This window comes from Mycobacterium paraffinicum, from assembly GCF_001907675.1.
Taxonomy (GTDB): Bacteria; Actinomycetota; Actinomycetes; order Mycobacteriales; family Mycobacteriaceae; genus Mycobacterium; species Mycobacterium paraffinicum_A.
Genome location: NZ_MPNT01000010.1, coordinates 54,296 through 79,142, shown reverse-complemented (window position 1 = coordinate 79,142; position 24,847 = coordinate 54,296). Strand labels below are relative to the sequence as shown.

Annotated in this window: 22 protein-coding genes and 1 pseudogene; 8 read left to right on the top strand and 15 right to left on the bottom strand. The window is 66.5% G+C overall.

Annotation, left to right across the window (positions count from 1 at the left end):
* Positions 1 to 65: 65 nt before the first annotated feature.
* From BRW65_RS13070 to BRW65_RS13045, 6 genes are all read right to left on the bottom strand, one after another.
* Positions 66 to 1,970 (bottom strand): YhgE/Pip domain-containing protein, encoded by a 1,905-nt coding sequence (locus BRW65_RS13070; protein ID WP_073875219.1) that lies wholly within the window; start codon positions 1,968 to 1,970, stop codon positions 66 to 68.
* 2 nt (positions 1,971 to 1,972) lie between these two features.
* A complete protein-coding gene (locus BRW65_RS13065) occupies positions 1,973 to 2,650 on the bottom strand; it encodes a hypothetical protein (RefSeq protein WP_073875217.1) in 678 nt (225 codons plus the stop codon).
* Positions 2,651 to 2,663: 13 nt separating this feature from the next.
* Positions 2,664 to 3,290 (bottom strand): TetR/AcrR family transcriptional regulator, encoded by a 627-nt coding sequence (locus BRW65_RS13060; protein ID WP_073875215.1) that lies wholly within the window; start codon positions 3,288 to 3,290, stop codon positions 2,664 to 2,666.
* Positions 3,291 to 3,347: 57 nt separating this feature from the next.
* Positions 3,348 to 4,172: an SDR family NAD(P)-dependent oxidoreductase gene (locus BRW65_RS13055; RefSeq protein ID WP_073875213.1), complete on the bottom strand. Its 825-nt coding sequence runs from the start codon at positions 4,170 to 4,172 to the stop codon at positions 3,348 to 3,350.
* A gap of 123 nt (positions 4,173 to 4,295) precedes the next feature.
* Positions 4,296 to 5,516 (bottom strand): cytochrome P450, encoded by a 1,221-nt coding sequence (locus BRW65_RS13050; protein ID WP_073875400.1) that lies wholly within the window; start codon positions 5,514 to 5,516, stop codon positions 4,296 to 4,298.
* Positions 5,517 to 5,527: 11 nt separating this feature from the next.
* Complete coding sequence (locus tag BRW65_RS13045; RefSeq protein ID WP_073875211.1) at positions 5,528 to 6,550, bottom strand: LLM class F420-dependent oxidoreductase; 1,023 nt, start codon at positions 6,548 to 6,550, stop codon at positions 5,528 to 5,530.
* Between the two features lie 85 nt (positions 6,551 to 6,635).
* On the opposite strand from BRW65_RS13045, the gene BRW65_RS13040 reads away from it, so the two are divergent.
* Positions 6,636 to 8,132 (top strand): acyl-CoA carboxylase subunit beta, encoded by a 1,497-nt coding sequence (locus BRW65_RS13040; protein ID WP_073875209.1) that lies wholly within the window; start codon positions 6,636 to 6,638, stop codon positions 8,130 to 8,132.
* A gap of 69 nt (positions 8,133 to 8,201) precedes the next feature.
* Here BRW65_RS13040 and BRW65_RS13035 read toward each other — a convergent pair whose 3' ends face one another.
* The 3 genes and pseudogenes from BRW65_RS13035 to BRW65_RS13025 form a co-directional block, all read right to left on the bottom strand.
* Positions 8,202 to 9,242 carry a TIGR03857 family LLM class F420-dependent oxidoreductase gene (locus BRW65_RS13035; protein ID WP_073875398.1) on the bottom strand — a complete coding sequence of 347 codons (1,041 nt, stop codon included), beginning with the start codon at positions 9,240 to 9,242 and terminating at the stop codon, positions 8,202 to 8,204.
* Positions 9,239 to 9,620 (bottom strand): annotated as a pseudogene (locus BRW65_RS13030) (nuclear transport factor 2 family protein). The gene BRW65_RS13035 and the pseudogene BRW65_RS13030 overlap by 4 nt, the downstream one beginning before the upstream one ends.
* Entirely contained in the window at positions 9,617 to 10,738 is a 1,122-nt protein-coding gene (locus BRW65_RS13025) for a PHB depolymerase family esterase (RefSeq protein WP_073875396.1), read from the bottom strand. The pseudogene BRW65_RS13030 and the gene BRW65_RS13025 overlap by 4 nt, the downstream one beginning before the upstream one ends.
* 177 nt (positions 10,739 to 10,915) lie before the next feature.
* Between BRW65_RS13025 and BRW65_RS13020 the strand changes: the two genes are divergently transcribed.
* From BRW65_RS13020 to BRW65_RS12995, 6 genes are all read left to right on the top strand, one after another.
* Positions 10,916 to 11,908: a Rieske 2Fe-2S domain-containing protein gene (locus BRW65_RS13020; RefSeq protein WP_073875208.1), complete on the top strand. Its 993-nt coding sequence runs from the start codon at positions 10,916 to 10,918 to the stop codon at positions 11,906 to 11,908.
* On the top strand, positions 11,905 to 12,525 hold the full coding sequence (locus BRW65_RS13015; RefSeq protein WP_073875206.1) for a cysteine hydrolase: 621 nt from the start codon (positions 11,905 to 11,907) through the stop codon (positions 12,523 to 12,525). The genes BRW65_RS13020 and BRW65_RS13015 overlap by 4 nt, the downstream gene beginning before the upstream one ends.
* The gene (locus BRW65_RS13010) at positions 12,522 to 13,142 is read left to right on the top strand and encodes a PaaI family thioesterase (protein WP_073875394.1); all 621 of its coding nucleotides are present in this window, start codon (positions 12,522 to 12,524) and stop codon (positions 13,140 to 13,142) included. Before BRW65_RS13015 ends, BRW65_RS13010 begins: the two co-directional genes overlap by 4 nt.
* Positions 13,143 to 13,150: 8 nt before the next feature.
* A complete protein-coding gene (locus BRW65_RS13005; RefSeq protein ID WP_073875204.1) occupies positions 13,151 to 14,803 on the top strand; it encodes an acyl-CoA synthetase in 1,653 nt (550 codons plus the stop codon).
* A 135-nt stretch (positions 14,804 to 14,938) separates the two neighbouring features.
* Entirely contained in the window at positions 14,939 to 16,141 is a 1,203-nt protein-coding gene (locus tag BRW65_RS13000) for a cytochrome P450 (RefSeq protein ID WP_073875202.1), read from the top strand.
* A 22-nt stretch (positions 16,142 to 16,163) separates the two neighbouring features.
* The gene (locus BRW65_RS12995; RefSeq protein ID WP_073875200.1) at positions 16,164 to 17,381 is read left to right on the top strand and encodes a CaiB/BaiF CoA transferase family protein; all 1,218 of its coding nucleotides are present in this window, start codon (positions 16,164 to 16,166) and stop codon (positions 17,379 to 17,381) included.
* Positions 17,382 to 17,486: 105 nt separating this feature from the next.
* Here BRW65_RS12995 and BRW65_RS12990 read toward each other — a convergent pair whose 3' ends face one another.
* The 6 genes from BRW65_RS12990 to BRW65_RS12965 are packed head-to-tail and all read right to left on the bottom strand — an operon-like array spanning position 17,487 to position 24,292.
* Positions 17,487 to 18,680 (bottom strand): acyl-CoA dehydrogenase family protein, encoded by a 1,194-nt coding sequence (locus tag BRW65_RS12990; protein ID WP_073875198.1) that lies wholly within the window; start codon positions 18,678 to 18,680, stop codon positions 17,487 to 17,489.
* 14 nt (positions 18,681 to 18,694) lie between these two features.
* On the bottom strand, positions 18,695 to 19,753 hold the full coding sequence (locus BRW65_RS12985) for an acyl-CoA dehydrogenase family protein (protein WP_073875196.1): 1,059 nt from the start codon (positions 19,751 to 19,753) through the stop codon (positions 18,695 to 18,697).
* Between the two features lie 2 nt (positions 19,754 to 19,755).
* Complete coding sequence (locus tag BRW65_RS12980; RefSeq protein ID WP_073875194.1) at positions 19,756 to 20,586, bottom strand: amidohydrolase family protein; 831 nt, start codon at positions 20,584 to 20,586, stop codon at positions 19,756 to 19,758.
* On the bottom strand, positions 20,583 to 22,205 hold the full coding sequence (locus BRW65_RS12975; RefSeq protein ID WP_073875192.1) for an acyl-CoA synthetase: 1,623 nt from the start codon (positions 22,203 to 22,205) through the stop codon (positions 20,583 to 20,585). Before BRW65_RS12975 ends, BRW65_RS12980 begins: the two co-directional genes overlap by 4 nt.
* Positions 22,206 to 22,216: 11 nt before the next feature.
* A complete protein-coding gene (locus BRW65_RS12970; protein ID WP_073875190.1) occupies positions 22,217 to 23,419 on the bottom strand; it encodes an amidohydrolase family protein in 1,203 nt (400 codons plus the stop codon).
* Between the two features lie 30 nt (positions 23,420 to 23,449).
* Positions 23,450 to 24,292: an enoyl-CoA hydratase gene (locus BRW65_RS12965; protein ID WP_073875188.1), complete on the bottom strand. Its 843-nt coding sequence runs from the start codon at positions 24,290 to 24,292 to the stop codon at positions 23,450 to 23,452.
* Between the two features lie 281 nt (positions 24,293 to 24,573).
* Here BRW65_RS12965 and mbp1 point away from each other — a divergent pair, with 281 nt between their 5' ends.
* Complete coding sequence (mbp1, locus tag BRW65_RS12960; RefSeq protein ID WP_073875186.1) at positions 24,574 to 24,813, top strand: microaggregate-binding protein 1; 240 nt, start codon at positions 24,574 to 24,576, stop codon at positions 24,811 to 24,813.
* Positions 24,814 to 24,847: the final 34 nt, after the last annotated feature.

The window sequence follows — 24,847 nt, the reverse complement described above, 5'->3', positions numbered from 1 at the left end:
CTTCCTCTCGATTGCAGAGCTTGCCCACCATCATGCAACGTCGATTGTTGACGCGGAACGTTTGCCTACATCTTGATCGCGGGGATCAACCTGCTGAGGTTCCACACGCGATCTCGTCGTGCGGACAGCGATGAGATTGCCAGCGCGACAGCCGTTATCGCGACCAGCACCGTGATCGCTTGCCAGAGCCGCCCGTCGATGCCGCCGAGGATGAGCTGGCGCAGTCCGTTGACGCCGTAGGTCATCGGGTCGAAGCGGTGCAGGACCTGGAACGGACGCGACGTGGTCTCCACGGGGTACAGGCCGCCAGCGCTGACCAGCTGCAGCATCAGCAGGGCCATGATCAGCACGCGCCCGACCGCCGGGCCGACAAGCGCGTTGATCGCTTGCGTGGCGGCCACGAAGGTCGCTGAGATGAGGATCATGAACCCCAGCATCGAGACCGGATGCACCGCGTGCACGCCGAGGGCGAACCGGACCACGCAGTAGAGAATGATCGCCTGGAACAGCGCGATCGTGGCCGCAGGCAGGTAGCTGGCGAGCACCACCCGGATTTCGAGCACCTCCGCGGCGATCGCACGACTCTGCAAGGGCCGCAGCACCATCCACAGCACCAATGCGCCGAAGAACAGCGCCAGCGTCAGGAAGAACGGGGCCATGCCGGTGCCGAAGTTGGGGGCGGCGTTCTCGTGCGAGGCTTCCAGCTGCACCGGCCCGCCGATGGTGTCGGCGACCGCGTCCTTTTGCTGAGTCGTCCAGTTGGGCAGCTGGTTGGCCCCCTGCCCGAGCCTGCTGGCCAGCTCGGCCGACCCCGCCTTGAGTTGGTGGGCCCCGTCGTCGAGCTTGACTATGCCGCTTGCCAACTCGGCGTTGCCGGTGGCAACCTGCTGGGCCCCGTCACGGAGCTGAGTGAGCTTGTTCGTCAGCTCCTGCCCTTTGTTGCCGACCTGGTCGAGGGCCGAACCCAGCGGGCTGCCGGGCGTGCGCAGGGCGGAGGTCATCGCGATCGCGGCGTTTTGCGCGTCGGTGAGGTGCTGGCGGATCTGTGGCGTGAACTCATGGCCCCGCAGCTGATCCTGGATGCCGCGCAGGTTGTTCGCGAGTGGATCCTGGCGCGCGGTGAGCTGATCGATCACCGGCGACAGCGCATCCGCCGCGCCGTCCTGCGCCGTGGCGATGGCGCCGATCTGGTCGTTGGCCTGCTGCAGCGCGGCCGCGCCCTGCTGCAATTGCTGCGTGCTGCCGCCGATCTGTGACAGCGCCCGGGTTACCGCCAGCAGCGGGTCGGTGGCCTGGTTGATTCCGTCGGACAATTGCTGGGCCCCGGCGGCAAGGCGCGCCGAGCCGGACCGGGCCGTGTCGAGGCCGCCGGCCAGCTGTCCGGCGCCGTCGTCGAGTCGAACGGCGCCCTCGGCGGCCTGCTTGATGCCCGCGCCCGACGAAACCACCACCGACAGCATGTGATTGACGGCCTGGCCGGAGATCCGGCTGGACACCGCGTTGAGCACCTCATTGATGGCGGTACGGCCGATGCTGGTGGAGATGTAGTTGTTGGCGTCGTTGTAGACGGCGATCAGGTTGGCCTTCTTGGGCTGCCCCGTCACCGGCGACGCGATCGCCGCGCTGAAGTCCGGGGGCAACTCGACCATGAAGTAGTACTTGCCGTGGTCGACTCCATTGCGCGCATCGGCCAAGTCCACGACGTGCCAGTCCAACCCGCCGTCCGCGGTGAGGCTCTTGGCAATCTCATCGCCGGCGTTGAACTGCTCGCCGGAGACGACGGCGCCGCGGTCGGAATTGACCAGCGCCACCGGCATTTTGTTGGTGTGGCCGAAGGGATCCCAGAACGCCCACAGGTACAGCGCCCCGTACACCAGCGGCAGCAACATCAGCACGACGATCGCCACGCGCGTCAAACGGCTGCGACCGAAACGCTTGATCTCCGAGCCGAATCCGAGTCCAGCCAACATCGTCAATCTCCTCCGGTCAGGACGCGGCGATCGTGAAGCTCGTGCTCGGGTGCGTCGGTGCCGAGCGGGTTGGTGACTCCGACGACGACGGTGCGCTCTCTCGCGATCACACCCAGCCGCTCCACGGCGGTCGCGCGCCGGGAATTGTCGCGAACCTGCTCGAGGTCGCCGACCACCAGAATCGGACGATTCGACAGCAGCGCGAGCGTGATGCGTAGCAAGAACAGTTCCAGGTCGGACAATTCGACGATGTAGGTGTCCGAGGACGGCGGGGGTATGTCGCCGAAGACCTCCGTCAGCTCGGCCTGACCCGCTTGCGGCGGCACCAGCGAATACCACGGCGCCAGCCACCGGCGTTGCTCGGCGAGTACGGTCGCCACGGTCACCGACTCTTCGAGTTCATCGATGTCGTCGAAGGCCGCGATCGCGCACAGGCGGCGGATCGCGCGCGGCGTCGTTTCTCCGAGCACGCTCAGCGAGCCGTGGCTGGCCTTGAATCGTCCCGCCAGCGTCAACAACAGCGTTGTCTGACCCGGACCCCCGGGCATCTGAATGGCGTGAAACCCCGGCGTCAGGGCGAGGTCGACCCCCGAGAACAGCGGCCCGTGCTCACCGTCGACCCCCAATCCGGCGGCGGTGATCACCGGTGCGATGTCGTCCGGTTCGTCGTTGGCATCCATGGTGTGGCTTTCCCTAATCGCCCGAGACGGGAATCGATTCCAGCAGTGTGGTGATCAGCCGTGCGAGCAGATCGGGGTTGATGGTTCCCGGACGCAGCACCTCTTCCATCGCGACGCCGAGGTTGAGGGTGACGACAAGCTGGGCGATGTCGGTCAGCCGTCGGTCGCCCGGCACGGTGTCGGTCGATTCGACGATGTGCAGCGCCTGGTCGGCCGCGGCGCGACGGCGCTCGATCAGGCGTTCCCGAAGCTGCGGATCGCGCTGGGCGCGCAGCCAGTATTCGACAAGCAGCACGTAGTAGTCGGAATGATCGCGGACCGAGTCGAGCACCGACCGGCTCACCTCGCGCGCGGCCGCGGCGGTGTCGCCGTCGCTGCGGTCCAGCGCTATCGCGATCTGCTCGCTGCGTAGCTCGAACTCGCGGTCGAGCAGGGCCAGGAACAGCTCGTCCTTCGACTCGAAGTTGGAATAGACCGCGCCCTTGGTGAAGCCCGCGGCCTGACCGATCGCGTCGATGGTGGCGCCGGCGAAACCCTCGGCCGCGAACACCTTCGTCGCCGCATCCAGGATCCGGTCGCGGACCTCGCCCCTGGTGGGGCGGGTGCGAGGCGGTTTGACTGGCGACATGTGCAGCAGCATACTCCTCAGTATCGGTTAGATACTAATGAGTATCGAAAGTCGCCCGGGCGGGGGTCGTCAGCCGAGCCTGGCCGCGGTGCGCTCCCACAGCTCGGCGGCCAATCGGGGGTCGTCCGCCAGGCGACTGGTTTTGGCGATCTTGCGCTTGGCGTAGTACGCGCCGGGCGTCCACTCCGAAACGGGCGTGCTCGACGCCAGCCGCACCAACTGGTCGGCGCCCTGGTCCGGGCTCGAGATGAATAGCACCGCGGGGGTGTACCGCTGCATGAACACGAGAAATCGCGAACCCGAGGCAATGCCGATGTTGGAGTTGACGTTGCCGGGATGCACGGTCGCGACGGAAAGGCCGTCGGCATGGTGGCGCCGGTGTAATTCCTTGGTGAACAACATGATTGCGAGCTTGGAGAGCGCATAGGCTGTGGCAGGCCGGCGGTTGGCGGTGTTCTCCAGGTCATCGACAGTCGCACGGAAGATCAGCTTGTGCGACGAGCTGGTCGTGTTGACGATCGTGGCGCGGGACTTCAGCAGGACATCCAGCAATTGGGCGGTCAACAGGAACGGCGCCAGGTAGTTGACCTGATAGGTGCGTTCGTAGCCGTCGGGCGTCAGCTCGATCTTGCTGGCCATCCCGCCGGCATTGTTGAGCAAAACGTCGATGCGCGGGTATTGCGAACGCATCTTGTCGGCCAGCGCCCGCACCTGGGACAGGTCGGCGTAATCGGCGACGAAGTAGTCCGCGTCCAATTCGGCGGCCACCGCGGCGGTCTTGGTTTCGGAGCGGCCCACCACGACGATCTGGTCGCCGGTGCGGCTGAGGCGACGAGCCGCGGCCGCGCCGATGCCGTCGCTGGCACCCGTGATGACAATCGTCCTGCGCGTCATTGCGAGACCTCCCCGGGGAGTGTAGCGATCACGCGGTAAGCGGGCCGCTCAACAACGCGAGGGCCATTCAGCGCGGGTGGCCGCCGCAGCGGACCTCACGGGAGTACCGGGCTAGAACCCCACTCAGGTCAGCGAGTAGCGCACCGGCAGGTGCTTGAGGCCGCCCACGAAGGTGGTGGCGATCAGCTCCGGATCACCGGTCAGCTCAATGGATTTGAGCCTGGGCAGTAGCTCGGTGAAGAAGCTGTTGACCTCCATGCGGGCCAGGGCGGCGCCCATGCAGAAGTGCACCCCGTACCCGAAGGCCAGGTGCTTGTTGGGGTCGCGCCCGACATCGAATCGGAACGGGTCGGTGAACACGTCCTCGTCGCGATTGGCCGAGACGTAGGACAGCAGCACCGAGTCGCCCGCCGCGATGGGCACTCCGCGCACGGTAGTGTCCGCGGTGGCGGTCCGCATGAATTCCTTGACCGGGGTCACCCAGCGGATCATCTCCTCGGTGGCCAGTGGCATCAACTCGAGGTTATTGCGCAGCCGCGCGAGCTCGTCGGGATTCTCGATGAGCGCCTGCAGCCCACCGGAAATGGTCGCGCTGGTGGTGTCGTGCCCGGCGGTGGCCACGATGAGGTAGTACGACACCGTGTCGATGTCCGACAGCGGTTCCCCGTCGACCCGGGCGTTGGCGATCGCGGAGGCGAGATCCTCGGTCGGGTGTTCGCGGCGCGACTCGGTCACCCCGTTGAAGTACTGAAACATATCGAACAACGCCGGCAGCTGATCCTCGTTGGAGCTGCCGCGCTTGAACTCCGAGTCGTCGCTGCCGAACAATTCCTGGGTCAACTTGAGCATCCGGGGGAAGTCGGCCTCCGGCAAGCCCAGCAGCGACATGATTACGAACAGCGGGTAATTGACGGCCACCTCCTGGGCGAAGTCGCACTCGGGACCCGCGGCCGTCATCTTGTCGACATAGATCTTCGCGAGCTCATCGACACGAAGCTTCAACGCCCGCATCGCCTTTGGCCGAAACCAGTCGGAGCCGATCGCGCGCACCACCCGATGCTGCGGATCGTCGAGGTGGATCAGCGTTCGCACGCCCGCGGCCGCCTGCATCTCGTCGCCCTCGGCGGTCGTCAGGACCGGGCGGGGCCAGTTGGTGAACAACATGTTCTCGCGCTCGATGTCCATGATGTCGGCATGCTTGGTGATCGCCCAGAAGGGCCGGTAGTCGGGCACCTCGACCCACGACACCGGTGCGTTGGCGCGCAGGTGGGTCAGCGCCGCGTGCAGCCGCCGCTCGTCGGTATAGGCCAGTGGATCGGCCAACAACTTCCCGGCATCGTCCATCGTCGTGGTGCTCACTGGCGAAACTCCTTCGTCGCGGCGGTGATACAGGATTGCGAAGCGGTCATGAAGATCGGCAGGACTCGGTCCACGACACCCTCGCAGCGAAGCCGCAGGGCGGTGCCGACCTCGTCGACCGGCCCGACGACGGCGAGGGTCGCCAGCATCTCGTCGTCGACGAGGCCGGCCATCGCGTCCCACTCCCCCTGCTTGGACAGCCGGTTCAGCTCGTCATGCAGGCCGCCCCAGCCGTGCAACTCAAGAACCCTGCGGTAGGCCGGCGTCGATCCGTAAAAGGCGATCTGCTTGCGCACCGCGGCCGTTGCGGTCCGCAGCTCGGCGTCAGTCTGACCGGTCGCCACCAGGACCTCGGCCGACAACTCGATGTCGCCGCGCCGGCGGCCGGCCCGCTGCAGGCCCCGCAGCAGCGCGGGCGTGGTGACGTCGGTGATGTAGCGCTTGGACACCATCGGATGCCCCAGGTGGCCATCGGCGACCTCGCCGCACATCTCGGTCATCGCTTCGCCCACCGCGGCGATGAAGACCTTCGGCATCGGATAGGGCTGCGGCTCGGGGGTGAACATCGGCGTCATGATCTTGTGCGTGTAGAAATCGCCCTCGAAACACAGCTTCCCGCCGTCCCGCCAAGCGTCCCAGATCGCGTGCAGGGCGGCGACGAACTCGCGCATCCGGCGCGCGGGATGGCTCCACGGCATGCTGAACCGTTTTTCGATGTGCGGCCGAATCTGAGTGCCCAGCCCCAGGATAAACCGGCCCCTCGAGTACGCCTGTAGGTCCCAACCGATGTTGGCGACGATCATCGGGTTGCGGGCGAACGCCACGGCGATGTTGGTGCCGAGCTCGAGCCGCGACGTGTGTTCGGCGGCCAGCAGCAGCGGCAGGAACGGGTCGTGATTGGTCTCCGCGGTCCAGCCGCCGTCGTACCCGTCGCGCTCCAGGGTGACCGCCGCATCGGTCACCCGGTCGAGTTGATTGGGGATGCCCCCGTCGACCTTGAGTCGGGCGGCGTCGGCCATGCGGGTAACTTTACAGTAAGCAATCCAGTATGTGACCCTGCTGGTCAGGGCGCGCGACGGATCTCCCGTGAGGTAGGACATAGGCATGACAAAACCCCCGGATTGGCAGGAGACGCTCGAGGACCTCGATCGTCGCCGGCGGCGCGCGTGGGGTATGGGTGGTCCCGAGCGGCTCGACAAGCACCGCGGCAAGGGCAAGCTCGACGCCAGGGCGCGCATCGAGCACCTCCTCGACCCGGGGACCTTCCGCGAAATCGGCACGCTGGTCGGCGGCGACATCGCGGCCGACGGGCTGGTCGTCGGCTCCGGACTGATCAACGGTTCGCCGGTGATGCTGGGCTCGGAGGACTTCACCACCATGGCCGGCAGCATCGGACCCGGCGGCAACTCCAAGCGCTACCGCATCGCCGAACTCGCGCTACGCGACAAGGTTCCCCTGGTGATGCTGCTCGAAGGCGCCGGCTTTCGCCCTGGCGGTGGACATTACGGCCGCGCCCCAACCGACCTGCTCGCCCAGGCGCAGTGCTCGGGCCGGGTACCGACCGTCGCCGCCGTGCTCGGCCCCTCGGCCGGACACGGCGCCCTCGTCGCCCCAGTCTGTGACTTCCGGATCATGAGCCAGCAGGGCGCGATCTTCACCGCCGGACCGCCGGTCGTCAAAGAGTCCACCGGAGAAGAGATCTCGAAGGAAGACCTCGGCGGGCCCGGCACCGCCGTGCCGAGCGGGGTCATCCACAACGTCGCCGCAGACGACGAAGCCGTGATCGCCGACATTCGGCGGTACCTGGCGTATTTCCCGCCGAGCGCGTGGTCGTACCCCGCGCAGCTGCCGCCGGACGAGGACAGCGAGCCGCGCGCGACGCCCGAACTGCTCGACATCGTCTCCCGCGACAACCGCCGCGTCTACGACATGCGCGCCGTGCTCGACGTGGTCTTCGACCGGCCCGACTGGTTCGAGGTGCAGCCGCGGTACGGCAAGGCGATCATCTGCGCGTTGGCCCATCTCGGTGGCCACCCGGTCGCGGTCGTCGCCAATCAGCCCAATGTGCTGGCGGGCTCCATCGACGCTGACGCGGCGGACAAGGCGGCGCACTTCATCATGGTGGCCGACTCGTTCCACCTGCCCATCGTGTTTCTTGCCGACAACCCCGGCATGCTGCCCGGTAGTCGGTCCGAGCGCAGCGGCGTGCTGCGCGCCGGTGCGCGGATGTTCGCCGCGCAGACGGCGGCAAGCACGATCAAGTTACACATCACGCTGCGCAAGGCGTACGGATTCGGCTCCATGGTCATGTCGCTGTTGGGTTTCGACCACCAGAGCGCGACGTTCGCTTACCCGGGTGCGACCATGGGCGCGATGAGCGCGGCAGCGCTGGGCCGTGCTACGCACGCCGGTGAGGACATCACGGCGAAGCTGCGTGACGCCGAGTTGCAAGCGTCCTATCGCTCGGCCGAGCATCTGGGATTCGACGAACTCATCGATCCTCGCGAGACCCGCGATGCCTTACTCGGTGCACTGCTTCGCGGGCTGTCCAGCCGGCAGGCCGCCGCCGAGCCGGTCAGCCGGACCGTCATTCTGCCTTGAGGTACTTCGCGAAAGTGCAACTGCCGACGGCCGCTTTCGGCAAATGCGTCGCTGGCTGCACTCTCGAGTTCAGGCGCCCCGGTACGCCGTGACCACAGGCTCGAGTTCATCCGGCGTGGCGCCGTGCATGATCACCGCGTCCGCCCCGTAATCGAATTCCTTGCGGACGCGGTCCGCGCATTGCCGGGCCGACCCGGTGGCCGACGGCTCCAGCCACTCGTCCGGAATCAACGTCGCGATGTGCTCGATCTGCTCGGGCGTGGCCTTGTGGTCGATCCCACCCGCGATCGACGTCACCACCCGATCTTCCCGGAATCGTTGCAGCACAGCCGGATCCCAGTCGTTCGTCCGCACCATCAGGTCGCCGTAGCCCTGTAGATAGGTGGCCAGGCGCGCGACCGTCTTCTTCAGCCGCAGCTCCTCGGGCAGGTGGTCACCGACCGTGGCGAAGCACGACCACACCCGGACGCTGTCCGGGTCGCGGCCGGCCTTCTCGGCCGCGGACTTGACGGTCTTGACGCAGCGCTGCACCGTCTCGGGGGTGAAGTAGGTGTGCAGAATGACGTCGTCGAACACGCGGCCGCCGAGGTCGAGGGTCTTGGGGCCGAAGGCCACCAGCGCCAACCGGATGTCCTCGTTGAAGTCCGGGTCGAGGAACAGGATCGGGTACTTGCCCATCGGTCCGTCATGGTTGAAAATCAGTTCGCCGTGCCACAGGCGGCGCATGACCTGGGCCCAGTCCTCCATCTGCGCGGTCGTGACCGCCGGTATGCCGAAGGCCCCATAGATCGCCGCGATGCCCCGGCCGATCCCCAGCGTGAAGCGCCCGCCGGAGAGCCGGTGCATGGTGGTGGCCCACGACCCGGTGATCAGCGGGTGGCGGGTGTTGTGGTTGGTTGCCGCGGTGGCAATCTGCATCCGGCTGGTCACCGCGCACGCCGCCCCCGTCAGCGACGACGCCTCCTTGACGTTCCAGCGCTCGGAGATGAACGCGGTGCCGAAGCCCAGTTCCTCGCCCCGGCGGGCCTCGTCGACCAGCGTCGCCGGGCCTTCCCCGCCGGCACCGGCCAGAAGGTAATAGCCCAATTCGCCGAGAGTGCGATCAGTCAACTCCAAACTCCTTGCTGATAGCCGCAATTCCAGACTTCGGTGATCCTCCCGTCGACGACGCGGAACACCTCGATGCTGGCGACGTTGGTTTTGGTGCCGTCCTTGGTGGTCATCGACGAGTCGTAGACGATCGCGACGTGCTCGCCGTCATCGCCGGCGGCGACGACGTTCAGATCGAAGCGCAACCTATCGAGCATCGCCCAGACGTCCCTGACCCGGCTGACCGCCTGTTCGCGGGGTGAGGGTGTGCGCTTCCCCCACCCCGTGCCGAATCACCTTGTCCGCGAACAGCTCCTCGGCCAGGGCGAGGTTTTGCTCGTTCCAGACGACTAGGTTGTAGAGCTCGACCACCTCACGTGCCGTGCGCGGGGCCTTCATCCGCCGGCCACCTCGCGCAGGAACCGGTCGGTCACCTTCTGCACCCGCCGGGAGAAGATGTGCCCCACGTGGCTGCCGTCATACCAGTACAGCCGGCCACCCCAGCGCTGCTGCAATTCGACCGTGGGATCGCGCATCGCCATCCGGTCGTGCCAGGCGCCGACGATGAGCCGGCGATGCGGCGGCGGTGCCGGATCCGCCCGCAACGGGTCGATCACCGAGGTCAGCTTCCCCACCTCCGGGGAGGCCAGCAGGTCGCGGAATTCGTCCCGCGACGATCCCCAGCGCCCCAGGTGCCGCGCGATCATCGCGTTCAGCCCCAGGATCGGCGTATACAGCGCCACCGCATCGATCTCCCTTTCCAGGTGGGATACCAGCGCCGCGACCGGAGTGCCCATCGAAATACCGGCCACCACAACCACACTCGCCCGTGGTTGGACCCACCGCACCAGCGCGCGGACCTCCGACACCGAGCGCATCATGCCGGCAACGTTGCCCAAGGGGTCCGTGTCGGGGTAGGCGGGCCATTCCCGGCGCCGGCAGCCGTGACCGGGCTGGACCGGCAACGCGACGTTGAATCCCAACTGGCGATGTATTCGGCCGATGCGGGACAGCAGCAGGTCTTCGGTGCCCCCTTGACCGGCGCCGTGGACCCAGATGAGCCACGGTCTCGGGCCGTCGGTGTGCCGGCACAGGTGCACCACCGCTCTCGCCGGTCCGCCCAGGCCCTCGGCCACCAGCGTCTTCGGCAGCGCCGGATCGTGCTCGAACGCCATCCGCTCGTACGCCAAATTGCCGATGCGCCGCCGCCGCACCGAGGTCGCGCGCAGCGGCATCGGGTCCCCGTGTGCACGGTCGATGCCCAACGTGGACAACTCCTCCGCGGCGGCCGTGCAGCCGGCCAGCGGGCGCAGAGCCGGCGGGCTCCCACCGAGCAACGAAAAGCCGCTCAGCACAAGCTCGTCCAGCATAACCTCGCCGAATTGCCGCACGCCGCGCGGCGACACCGGGGCCCAGCCGGTGGAGTCGTTCAGGCCGGCCACCGTGCGGGGCAACAACATGCCGAGCTCGCGGGTCGCGCCCCTGGCGGGCCCCAGCCCGCGCGTCAGCTTCGACATGCCGGTCACCTAAGCCAGCTTCAAGCCGGTGTGCCACCAGTTGCGAGGCGAGTCGACCGGCGCCGTCGGCGCGACCAGCGGGGTGGTCTGAGTCACTTCACTCCTTGCCGTGCGGGGGCCGGACTGCTGAAATCTATACTGTAACGGACTTAGTATCAGGCAATCGGAGGCTTCAGCGTGAAAGTGCCCTTCACCTGGAAGGTCACCGGGTGGTTCATGGTCGGATGGTCTCCCGAGTTCCCGATGGGCGAGGTGCGGCCGCTGAAGTATTTCGGTGAGGACCTGGTCGCCTACCGCGACGAATCCGGCGAGCTGCACGTCCTCGAAGGGCACTGCAAACATCTTGGCGCCCACATCGGCCACGGCGGCAAGGTGCTGGGCGACTGCGTCGAGTGCCCGTTCCACGGCTGGCGCTGGGGCCCGGACGGCACCAACCGGTACATCCCGTACCAACCGGACCGCCCCAACCGCGCGCTGCGCCTGCGGGTGTACCCGGTGCGCGAGCAGTACGACTGCGTGTTCATCTGGCACCAGCCGGATGGCAAGGAGCCGCAGTGGGACATGCCGGACATCTTCAAGAAGTTTCCGCAATTCGAGACCGACCCCGCGGCGTACTACCGCGCGTATCCGGAGTTCTCCCGGCGCACCGAGCGCGAACCAGTGCATCCGCAGATCGTTGCGGAGAACGCCCCCGACAGCGCCCATTTCGAATACGTCCACCACGCCACGGTGACCCCGCGGGTGCTGTCCTGGAAGATCGTCGACCACGAGTGGCGATTCGTCGCGGGATGGCCCGACGCGCGCAGCGACAATCAAGAAGACCTCGCGTTGCGGTTCCACAGCCACCTGTTCGGCCTGGGCGGAGCGATCAGCGTCTTCGAGGGGGCGCAGAACCATCGGCTGATCTTCGCCTGCACACCGGTAGACGACGAGTGTTCCGACCTGTTCTATTCGATCTGGTGGCCGCGGATCCCCGGCGACACCGCCGACGTACCGCAAGGCAAGCTGCGCGACATGATCGAAGAGCACTTCCTGTCGACCGTGTTCGATGACCTGCAGATCTGGCGCTACCAGAAGTACGTGGAGAACCCTGCGCTGTCCAAGGTCGATGCGAAAGGGTATATGGCACTGCGGAAGTGGGCTAAACAATTCTACGAAGTGCCGGCATGACACCCAAACTCGCCGAAGTCGCAGCACCCGAGCGCACCGCGATCGTCACACAAGAGTGCCAGGGGGCGGGCATCGGTCCGGACGCCGGATTGCCGATGCTGGCGCAGGAGGCCCGCCGGGTCGCCCTGCCCAATATCGTTCGGCTGTTGCCGGCGGCCCGGGCTGCCGGGGTAGGCGTCGTGCATTGCCTGGTGCAGCGACGGCCCGACGGGCTGGGCTCCAACCACAACGCCAAGCTCTTCGCCATGGGGCAGGGTCAGGTCGACATCACCCCGGGCACCCGGGGGGCATCCGTGTTACCCGAATTAGGGCCGGAACCAAGCGATCTGGTGCTCAGCCGATGGCACGGAGTCGGGCCGATGGGCGGCACCGACCTGGACGCGATACTGCGCAATCTCGGGGTGTCGACCATCGTCGTCGTCGGGGTCTCGCTGAACATCGCCATCCCCAACGTCGTGATGGACGCGGTCAATGCCGCCTATCGCGTCATCGTTCCCCGGAACGCCCTTGCCGGGATACCCACCGAGTACGGAGAGGCCATCATCGACAACACCCTGTCGCTGCTCGCGACCATCACCACCACCGACGAGTTGCTCGGCGCATGGACGCGGCGATGACCGACACCGCGCCCGGGGTTCGCGGCGGATTCCCCGACATGAAGCCCGTCGAGGACGCCCCCGAGGAACTGGGTCCGTTCGTCGCCGCGCTGCGCCGCCTGCAGGATCTGACCGTATCCACCAGGCCGGACTCCGCGCTTTGGGCCGACGCGACCGTGTACCTGGAGAACGCGTGCGCTCTGCTGGACGGCCACCAGGTTCCGGAGACGGAGGCAGTAGCCGGCCGAGTGTTGAGCCTTCCCGGGTTGGCCCATCCCTTGATGCCGCCGTGGATGGTCACCGAGACGGGCCCCGACGGTGTGAGGATGACCGGTCATTTCACCACCGCACACATAGGCGGCAACAACGCCGTCCACGGCGGCATGATCCCGCTCTTTTACGACTGGCTGTTCGGGATGGTCGTGACCACCGCGCAGATCCCGCCGACCCGCACCGCGTTTCTCCACGTCGATTACCGCAACATCACCCCCATCGACGAGCCGTTGACAGCTCAGGGACGAATCTCACGGATCGAAGGCAGGAAGGTTTTCATTGACGCTACGATGACGGCCGCTGATGGCACACTGCTCACCGAAGCCAACGGCCTGATGGTCCGACTGCTCCCCCACCAGCCTTGAGAGGCCTGATGTCCGACACAGCAACGCAATTCACGGTGCCCGCCGTCGCGGCGGCCGTCGCGGCCGCGATACCCGATCGGGAGCTGCTGATCCAGGGTGGACGGCGGTACAGCTACGAACAGGTAATCGAGCGGTCGCACCGCCTCGCCGCTTACCTGCATTCCCGTGGGCTCGGGTGCCACACCGAACGCTCCGGGCTGGCGGGCCATGAGGTCGGTCAAGACCTGCTCGGCATCTACGCCTACAACGGAAACGAATTCGTCGAGGCGTTGCTGGGCTCGTTCCAGGCCCGAGTCGCCCCCTTCAACGTCAACTTCCGGTACGTCAAAAGCGAGCTGCAGTACCTGCTGGCGGATTCGGGGGCAACCGCGCTGATCTATCACGCCGCATTCGCTCCGAGGGTCGCCGAAATCCTGCCGGAGCTCCCGCAGCTTCGGGTGCTGATTCAGATCGCCGACGACTCCGGCAACGACTTGATCTACGGCGCAGTGGATTACGAGAAAGCCCTCGCGTCTTGCGCACCTGAGCCACCACCGGTGCAGCACTCGCCGGACGACCTCTACGTCCTGTACACCGGCGGCACGACGGGAATGCCCAAGGGCGTGCTGTGGCGCCAACACGACATCTTCATGACCTCCTTCGGCGGCCGCAACCTGATGACCGGCGAGCCGTTCGGGTCCGTCGAGGAGATTACGGCCGGCGTACTCGCGGGCCCCGGCACCAAACTGATGATCCTGCCGCCGCTGATGCACGGCGCGGCCCAGTGGAGTGTGATGACGGCGATCACGACCGGGCAATCCGTCGTCTTCCCGTCCGTCGTCGATCGTCTCGATGCCGACGAGGTGGTCCGCACCATCGAGCGCGAACGCGTGAGCGCGGTGACGGTGGTCGGAGACGCGATGGCTCGCCCGTTGGTCGCCGCCATCGAGAAGGGGATCGCGGACGTGTCGTCGCTGGCCGTGGTGGCCAATGGGGGCGCGTTGCTCACCCCGTTCGTCAAGCAACGGTTGATCGAAGTCCTGCCGAACGCTGTGGTGGTCGACGGCGTCGGATCCTCGGAGACCGGCGCGCAGATGCACCACATGTCCACGTCGGGGGCGGTGTCGACGGGCACCTTCAACGCCGGACCGGACACGTTCGTGGCGGCCGAGGATCTAGCCACCATCTTGGAGCCGGGCCACGCCGGCATTGGCTGGCTGGCGCAACGCGGTTACGTCCCACTCGGCTACAAGGGCGATGCGGCCAAGACCGCCAAGACATTCCCCGTGATCGACAGCGTGCGCTACGCGATCCCCGGCGACCGCGCCCGCCACGGCGCCGACGGCAGGATCGAACTGCTCGGCCGCGATTCGGTGACGATCAACTCGGGCGGCGAAAAGATCTTCGTCGAGGAAGTCGAGACGGCGATCGCGTCGCACCCGGCGGTGGCCGACGTGGTGGTCGCCGGACGGCCCAGCGAGCGGTGGGGCCAGGAGGTCGTCGCCGTCGTCGCGCTGGCCGAGGGTGCTCGTGCGGAAGCCGAAGAATTGGTCGCCCACGCCGGGCAATCGCTGGCCCGCTACAAGCTCCCCAAGGCGATCGTGTTCCGCGCGGCAATCGAGCGCAGCCCATCGGGCAAGGCCGACTACCGATGGGCGCGCGAGCAGGCGATGAACGGCTGACCGGCCCCGCCGACTTCTGACCCGGCCGCCTGGCAATCGCTTCCCGCGCGGCCGCCCATATTGCCTACTGTAAGAATTACAGTAGGATCTTACGCAATGGCTTGCCGTTCTTGCTGACGATGCTGGAGATCCAAGGTGACGACCAACGTTCACGCCGGCGCCGACCGGCACACCGTCAGCCTGCGTGATCCCTACCCGTTCTTCGCCCGCAAGCGTCACGAATCCGGGGTGTTCCGCGGGACGGTGATGGATTACTCCAAGACGCCCGAGTCACTGATGCCCAAGCGCGAGTACTCCGCGGTGTCCTTTGATGCGGTGAACACGGTGTTTCGCGACGGCCGGATTTTCAGCTCCGCGCCGTATGACAAGACGATCGGCTTATTCATGGGGCCGACCATCCTGGCCATGGAAGGCAAGAAGCACCGCGAGCATCGCAACCTCGTCTCCGCCGCTTTCAAGTCCAAGGCGCTGGCCCGCTGGGAGAACACCATTGTCCGGCCGATCTGCAATGCGCTGATCGACGACTTCATCGCTACCGGCGAAGCCGACCTGGTCCGCAACTTCACCTTCGAATTTCCCACCCGGGTCATCGCCCAACTGCTCGGATTGCCCGCCGACGACCTGCCGACATTCCGTAAGCGCGCGGTGCAATTGATCAGCTACCACGTCGACTACGAACGCGCCTTCGAGGCGTCGGCCGCGCTCAAGGACTACTTCGTCGAGCAGATCGAACAGCGCAAGTCCAAACCCACCGAGGACATCATCGGCGACCTGGTCACCGCGGAGATCGACGGCGAAAAGCTAAGCGACGAAGCCATTTACTCCTTCCTGCGGCTGCTGCTGCCGGCCGGGCTGGAGACCACCTACCGCTCGTCGGGCAACCTGCTCTACCTGCTGCTCACCCATCCGGACCAGTTCGCCGCGGTGCAGGTCGATTGCGGGCTGCTGCCGCAGGCGATCGAGGAGGGGTTGCGTTTCGAGACACCGCTGACCACCGTGCAACGCTTCACCACCGAGGACACCGAACTCGAAGGCGTCGAGATTCCGGCGCGGTCGGTGATCGGCGTGTGCATCGGGTCCGCGAACCGCGACGAGCGGCGCTGGGAGCGTTCGGAGGAGTTCGACATCTTCCGCAAGCATCTGCCACACATCTCCTTCGCCGCCGGCGAGCACACGTGTCTGGGTCTGCACCTGGCGCGGTTGGAGACCCGCGTCGCGGTCGAGTGCCTGCTGGATCGGGTGACCAACCTCAGGTTGCTGACCGACGACGACCCCCACATCCACGGCCAGCCCTTCCGTTCACCGACTTCGCTTCCCGTGACGTTCGACGCCAAGTAGGGTCGCGAAAATGGTCAAAGTTATGTCGGGCTTCCGGGTCCTGGAACTCGCGCAATTCACGTTCGTCCCGGCGGCGGGCGCCATCCTCGCAGACTGGGGCGCGGACGTCATCAAGGTCGAACACCCGCTGCGCGGCGACACCCAACGCGGGTTCATCAACATGGGTGGCATCCAACTCGATCCGGAGCGGCACCCGCTGATGGAACACCCCAACCGGGGCAAGCGCAGCGTCGGCATCGACGTCTCGTCGCCCGGCGGTCAGGAGGTGATCTACGAACTGGCCAAGACCTCCGACGTGTTCCTCACCAACTACAAACCGGCGCAGCGGCAGAAGCACAAGTTCGACGTGGAGCACATTCGCGCGGTGAACCCGAACATCGTCTACGCGCGAGGTTCGGCGTACGGCGACAAGGGCGCCGAGCGTGACGTGGGTGGCTACGACGGGACGGCGTTCTGGACCCGCAGCGGCATCGGGTACGCGCTGACCCCCGAGGAGCTGGGCGGCGCACTGGGGCAGGGCATTCCAGCGTTCGGTGACTCCATCGGCGGCATGTTCATCGCCGGCGGCATCTCGGCGGCGCTGCTGCATCGCGAGCGCACCGGTGAAGCCGTCGAGCTCGACGTGTCATTGCTGAGCACCGCCTGGTGGGCGGCGGGAGCGAGCGTGACGCAGGGCATGGAGACCGGACAGGTGATGCGCACCCCGATGCCGGGCGCCGCGGGCGCGATGTCGGTTAACCCCTTCATGGGCAACTACGAAACCTCCGACGGCGGCACCATCAACCTGTGCATCATCAGCCCGACCGGCTTGATCCGAGACACATTCGAGCACCTCGGCATCCCCGAGGCCGCCGACGATCCCCGGTTCTCCGAGGTGCTCCCCCTGATTCAAAACGCCAGCGCGGCCGCCGAACTGATCGCGAAGGCCTTCGCCGGCAAGCCCTTCGACTATTGGCGGCAGCACCTGAAGACGATGAAGGGCCAATGGGCGCCGTTTCAGAGTCTGCTCGACCTGGTCGAAGACGAACAGGCCCTGGCCAACGACATGGTCAGCGAGGTCGAGCTCGCCAGCGGCGGAAAGCCTTTCCGCGTCGTGCGCGGACCGGTGCAGTTCAACCACGAGCCGCTGGAGACCACGCGGGCACCACAGGCCTCCGAGCACACCGAGATCGTGCTGATGGAGCTGGGTATGGATTGGGACCGCATCGAGGAACTGAAGGAGTCGGGCGCCATCGCGTGAACCGCGTCGGCGACCGCCACCGTGACGATCCGAAACTTCGCCGAACGTGCACTCAGGGCGAAGAATTGGCCGATTTCTCGCCCTGAGTCCACGTTCGGCGCGCTATCAACCCACCTTCTTCGCCAGCGGCGCATACGCCGGCTTACCCAGACCCAGCATGTACTGCGCGATCATGTTGCGGAATACCTCCAGCGTGCCGCCATAAATGCCGACCAGCGGCGCGAATCGGTAGGCGTATTCGGCGCTGCCGTCGTCGGCGGCCCCATCGGTCCCGAAGGGCAGCGTCGAGGCGGCGCCGAGGAGGTCCATGAGTTCCGGGGAGATGTCGCGCATGGTTTGTGCGATCGCGACCCGGCCGAAGATGCCCGGGGTGGCCAGCGCCGTCTCCAGTCGGGCGACGCAGCGGCCCAGCCGGTACGCAACCGACTTGTCGTCGATGAGCCGGCGCCCGTCGCCGTCGGGCCGCGTCACGCTCGCCGCCGCGTTGTCGACCGCCTGAGACAGAAACCCGGCCTGGTGCATCATGATTGACGTGTCCTGCAGCCCATCGGGGGCGGCGGCGACGGCGCCGTGCTCGACGTTGAGCGGTTCCCGCAGCACCGTCCAGCCGCCGTTTACCTCGCCCAGCCGGTACTTGTCGTCCACGCGGACGTCGCTGTAGTAGACGATGTTGGTCCGGTCGCCGTCCACCGTCCGGATGCCCTGGATCTCAATGCCGGGTGAATCCAGCGGCACCAGGAACATGGTCAGGCTCTTGTGCTTCGGCGCGTCGGGGGCGGTGTTGGTGATCAGGAAGACGTACTGACAGTTATGCGCACCGGTCGTGAACATCTTGGAGCCGTTGATGATCCACTCGTCGCCGTCGCGGACCGCGCGGGTCTTACAGGTCGCGATGTCGGAGCCGCCTTCGGGCTCGGTGTAGCCGAGACACAGCCTCACTTCACCGCTGAAGACCTTAGGCAACACCTCGTCGCGCACCTGCGGTGAACCGAACTTGTCCACCGAGCGGGCCACCATTGCGGTGGTCCCCCAGGTCACCCAGGGAACGTGTGCGCGCCGCTTCTCCAGCTCCCAGATGCGGCGCCGCACCCGGCTGAACCCGCCGTCGGATTCCGGTTTCCACTCCGCCGCCAAATAGCCTGCGGCGCCGAACTTCAGGTGCAGGCCTTCGTCGAAGTTGTCGCCTGTTTCCCGGTCCCGGCGTCTGATCTCTTCGGTCATGTGGGTGGCCAGAAAGTTCCGCGCTTCGTCGCGGAACGCCTCGTCCTCGTCGGACAGTTCGACGCGCGAGAAATCCACTGTGTCGCCCCTTCCTACGCCGGCTGCGCCGCGCCCTCGCGGGCGGCCACGATCTCCGCCACCCGTTGTGCCGTCGCCCCCGGATCACCGCCGGCCAGCGGCCAGCCCCGGGCGCGCACCAGATACGCCGTCGCCGCGGCTTCGGCCGAAACGCCTAGCCCGCCTTGAATGTGGACCGCCATCGTCGCCGCCCTGGCGGCCTCCTCGGCCATGAATACAAATGCGGAGGGCGCCAATTCGGGTCGCTCGTCGGGTTCGTTGTCCAGGAACCAGGCGGCGCGTCGAGCCAGATTCCGGCCCCCTTGCACGGTGATCGCCATGTTCGCAAGCGGGTGCGAGATCGCCTGCAACGTGGAGATGGGCACCCCCAACGTGTAGCGCGTCTTGGCGAACTCGGCCGCGATGGTCATGGTCTCCTCCACCAGCCCGACGAGCGCCGCAGCGGTCAGCAGCCGCCACTCGTCCAGGGCCAGCCGGTAACCGGCCACCGCTTCAGGCCCCTCCGCGACGACCTCACGGGTGTCAGCCGCGGCGGGATCCACCCAGGCCATCGGCAGCCGGCCGATGTTATCGACCTTCGCCGGACGGGTGCCGAAGGTCATGCGCACGACTTGGTCGCCGTCGCGGACGACGATGTGATCGGCGATCGACCCTGAAGGGATCAACCGCGGGCCCGGTCCGTCGGCGACTCGCGCGTCGAGAGCGGCGAGCTGTTCCCCCCCGGCTACCCCGGCGACGCCCGCACCCAGCGCGCCGAGCCGTCCAAGGAGCCGCGCGGTGCAGACGTGGTCGATCCACGGGACCGGCGCCAGCGACCGGCCGATCTCCTCTGCCACCAGGGTGAGATCGACCAGGGTGGCGCCGTCACCGCCGCACGACTCCGGCAACGCCATCGTGGTGCCGCCCATCCCGCACAACCTCTCCCAGAGGCTCTTGTCGAAACCGGATTGCTCTGCGGCACGGACCGTTTCGATCGAACAATGGGTTTTGAAGAACTGCTTGTAGGCCGCCTGCAGGGCGACGTGGTCCTCGGACAGGCTGTAATCAAGCCTGCGCAGTTCGAAGCGGTCCATCGTTACTCGTCCTTCCCGAAGAAGAAGTCTCGCGCGTTGTTGTAAAGGTAGTTGTCCAGTACCTCGGCGGGTAGATCCAGCGCGCGCGCTTCGGGGATGACCCGACGCATGGGCAGCACCGGCCAGTCCGACGCGTAGATCACCTTGTTGGGGCCCCGGGTCCGCATGTAGTGCAGCAGGCTCTCCGGCAGCCGCTTGGGTGACCACGCCGACGTCATCAGCCGCAGGTTCGCGTACTTGAGCAACAACCGGATCGCGACGTCCCACCACGGGTCCGCACCGTGAATCATGCACAGTCGCAGCTCGGGAAAGCGCACGCAGACCCGGTCCAGGTGCATGGGGTGCTGGACCTCGCCGGGTATGGGCGGTCCCGGGATCCCGGTGTTGACGCAGAGCGGCAGGTCCAATTCCGCGCACTTGGCGTAGAGCGGGTAGTACACGGCGTCGCTGGGCGGGTACTGACCGTCACCCCAAAAGCTCGGCCCCACCACGGCATACGCAACGGGGAGGTCGGCCGCGACGGCGGTCAACTCACGCAGCGACCGCACCGGGCGCAGCAGGTTGACCCCGCCCATCGCCAATGCGAACCGCTCGGGCCTGGCCTCGACGAATTTGCGCGCGGTCGTGGACGGGTTGGCGAGCGAGTCCATCAGGATCGCCTTCTGTACGCCCTGTTCGTCCATCTCGGCGAGCAGCTCGGAGAGGTCGACCGGGGCGAACATCGACTCGGCGCCCTTGAAGTAGTCGTCCCTGACCTTGAGCATCCACGTCGGCTGGGATTCGGCTTCCCCGAAGTGGACGTTCACCAGGCAGTCAATCGCTTTGGTGTTCATGGCTTCACCGGAACCTGTTGAGTGGCTCGTTCTTTGGCCCATCGGTAGTTGGGCTTGCCATTGCCCAGGCGTTCGATCTGGTCGACGAAGATGAAGTCCTTGGGCGCCTTGAAGTGAGCCAGCTGCGTCGTGCACGCGGCGTGCAGAGCGTCCCCGCTCAGGTGGGCATCTGGGCGGGTCGCGACGAGCGCGATGACCTCCTCTCCCCACCGCTCGCTTGGCCGCCCCACCACCAGGGCGTCGACGACGCCCGGATGCGCGCGCAGCACCTCCTCGACCTCCTCGACGAAAACCTTTTCGCCGCCGGTGTTCACGACCAGCGAATCGCGGCCGAATAGGCGGATTGTGCCGTCTGGTTCCAGCGATGCGCGATCACCGGGTAACACCACCCGCCGGCCGTCGATCTCCGGAAAGGTCCGCTGCGTGGCCTCGGGGTCGCCGAAGTAGCCGAGCGGGATGCGGCCGGTCCTGGCGGCCCAGCCGACCTCGCGCTCACCCGGCCGCAAGAACCGGCTGCGGTCGGCCGACACGACGGTGGCCCCTTCCCTGGGCTGGAACGTCTCGCTGGCGTGGCCTTCGCGGCTGTGACCGAACGCCATGTTCCCGCTCTCCGAGGACCCGTAACCCTCGATAATGGTGATGTGTGGCAGGCATTCCATCAGTGCGCGTTTGTGTTTCGCGTTGGTGGCGGCCCCTCCGGTGCCGATCGCCTGCAACGAGGATAGGTCGTAGGAACGCGCGCGCAGCTCCTCGATCAGCGGCCCGGCGTACGCGTCACCCACCATGGTCATCATGGCCACCTTCTCGCGCTCGGCGGTTTCCCACACCGACCGTACGTCGAGCTTGTTGCGGTCGTCGTAGAGCACCACGGGCAGGCCGGCGCAGAGCGCGGCGAAGGCCGTCCACATGCCGGCCGCGTGCATGAGCGGAGAGACGGCGAACCACGGCTGCCCACCCCCGGCGACCTTGTCGTGGATCTCGGTCACGCTGGCATGGTCGGCGCCCACCATCGACGAGACGTACATGTCGCTTTGTCGCCACAGCACACCCTTCGGGCGTCCCGTCGTCCCGCCCGTGCACATCATGACGAGGTCATCCGGGGAGCCCGCATCTTCGCGGTTGGGGCCGGCGGACGCCAGGACAGCGTCGAGCGAGATCGCGTTCGGCAGTTGGGGAGCGGTGCTGCCGTCGTCGATCGATATCAGCAACTCCGTACCGATCGGGGGCAATACGTCGGCGAACCGCGCGCCGAGCGAGCGGTGGTAGATGATGCCCCGTGGTCGCACGTAGTCGAGCAGCTCGCGGATCTCCCGGGGCGAGTAGTGGTGATTCACGTTGACCGGGACGGTGCGCGCCTTGAGGCATCCGATCACCATGTCGGGGTAAAGGTCGTTGTACATGATGAGCGCGATCCGGTCCTGACCGCACTCCCAGCGCTGCAGCTCGTCGCGCGGGGCGTAGACGCCGAAACCCTTGTCCTCGAGGTAATTCGCCAATCGGTTGGTGCGGCGCGCCGATTCTGCGAACGTGCTTTTCCGATCTCCGCACACGGTCATCAGGCGATCGGGCACGACGTCGGCGATGGCGTCCAGAACGGCGCCCACGGTCCATTCGCTCATAGCGCGGGCGGCTAGATGGCCGAGGCGACCGGAACGCCGAGCAGGTCGAGAGCGTTGTCGCGCATCACTTTTCGGATGTCAGCTTCGCTGAAGCCGGTGAGCTCCTCGGCGAACGAGACCGGCGTCTCGAGACCCTCGCCGTGCGGCCAGTCGGAACCGAACAAGATCTTGTCCATGCCGATCACACTGGCCAGCTCGGCCAGGTCGTCCTCGTAGTAGGGGGCGATCCATACGTTGTTGCGCAGCTGCTCGACCGGATCCTCGGGAAAGTCGCGGGGCTGGGTGTTGGCCGCCTTCTTCAACCGCTTGATCAGCCGGTGGACGAAGTAGGAGCCGTTCTCGATGCTGACCGCCTTGAGCTTCGGATGGCGGGTGAACACGCCGTGCACGATCATCGAGGCCATCGTGTCGTGGATGGCGCGGTCATCGAGCAGCACGTTATCCAGCGGGTCCTTCGCGCCGAACCCCTCGAACGTCGCCTTACCGCCCCACGCGGCCGCGATGTGCAGATAGCCGCTGTCGCTGAGGTGGAATCCGACCGGGACTCCCGCCTCGGCCAGCCGGGCCCACACCGGGTCATGGCTGGGATGCCCCAACGAGCGCGGCTTGACCAGGCCGGGCACCGGCGCCGGGCGCACCAGCACCAGCTTGGCGCCGCGCCCCAACACGAACTCCACCTCTTCCAACGCCTTCGCCGGATCGGCCAGCGAGATGATCGGCGCGGCAATGATGCGGTGATCCGGTCGGTCGAAGCCCCAGTCCTCGTCGAGCCACAGGTTGAACGCGTGCACCGACGCCATCGTCGCCTCGATGTCGTGCTTGAGCGCCTCCTCCACCCCGCACGCGAAAGTCGGCAGCATGACTACGGTTTCGATGTCCTGGGTGTCCATCACCGCGACCCGAGCGTCGCGATTCTGGTACTCCGGATGCTCGGCGAGCCGCTCGACCTTCATCAGCGACGCCGGGTCGACGCCTTCGGGAATCTCACCGCGGAACAATAGATCCAGGCAACCCGGCACGATGATCGGGTCGAACGTGGGGTTCGGCACGAAGTTGTTGACGCGACCGCCGATCACGGCCAGAGTGCGCTTGCCCTGAGTGACCATCTGGACGCCGCGGCTCTTGAACGCCTTGTCGAGGTGGCGGGTGAACGCGTCCAGGGGCTCGTAGTAGTGGTTGTCGACGTCGATCGCCTTATAACCCAAACTGGCCATGATCTTCCTTTCGGGCGTTACCGGCGAACACTAAGCGTCGGTCGAGTTGAGCGAGGGAAATCGGGGAGGCCGCTTCTCGAGGAAGCTGGTGATGCCTTCGACGACGTCCGGCCGCGGCATCGCCTCGTGCAGCAACGCCTCGGCGCGCGACGTGGCATCGACGACGTCGCGGGTGGCGTCCCCGTACACCTGTCTTTTGATCACTTCCATCGAAGCCGGCGAACAATTGCGGGCGATGTCCTCCGCATAGTCCAGCGCACGCTTCATCAAATCCTCGGGGGCGACCACTTCCTTGACCAGGCCGAGTTCGGCCGCCTCTTCGGCGAGGAAGGTGCGGCCACTCAACAGCAGATCCAAGGCGACGCCCCACGTGGTCAGGCGCGGGAGTATCCAGGAGATGCCGAACTCGGCGATCAGCCCGCGGCGGGCGAAGACCGCGGCGAATTTGGCTCCGGCGGACGCGAACCGGACGTCGCACATCAACGCCTGCGTCAGACCGATGCCGACACAAGCGCCGTTGACGGCCGCGATGACGGGCTTGCGCAATGTGGTCACGAAGTGCGGTGGCCGCTCGCCCACCAAGTCGGCGAGATTGGCCCCGCTCGCCTTCTCCATCGTGTCGCCGAAGGTCGGCGCGGAACTCGGCGCGCCCAGATACGCGCCGGCGCAAAAACCCTTGCCCCGTCCGGTCAGCACGATCACCCGGATGGCCGGGTCCTGTTCGGCCCGGTCGATCGCGGAGTAGAAGCCGGCGGCGATGTCCGGGCCCCAGGCGTTGAGACGGTCCGGCCGGTTGAAGGTCAGAATCGCGACGCCGCTGCCGGTGGCCTCGTAGAGCACTGCGTCCTCGGAAGCGCCGTCGCTGCCGGACATAACCCCCGATACCTCCTCACGATGGGCGACGAATCCCGCGGTATTTTGTACGCATACTGTATACCTATCGGTACTGTTTTCCACAACCGCCGCCACGCCCCTGCGAACCCTGGCCGAGCAGCGGCTTTCTGCTTGCTGAACCGCTCCTTCGAGTACGCGATACCGGGCCGCCGATCGGCCGGCGGCCGGGGTGTGGCGAGGACCACGTCCACACCACGTTTTCCCCGACCGCCGAATTGGGAAAGCCAACAGAGATACCCACTAGCAGGGAGGGGAAAGCAATGGTGGACATCAAGAGCGGTCCGGTCGAGGCCATCCAGGGCATCGTGGAGGCTGTCTTCGGAAAGGCCAAGGAGATCGTCGGAACGATCATCGGCCGCAACGATCTGATCAACGAGGGCGAGGCCCAGCAGGACAAGGCCGACGCGCAACGGAGCGCGGCGAAGAAGGAAGCCGCCGCCGAGAAGGCGCGGGCCAAGGCCAAAACCGCGGAGGCGCGCGAGAAGGCCGAACAGCAGTAAGAAAAATGGGGTGGCAAGGGCCCGGTCACCGGTT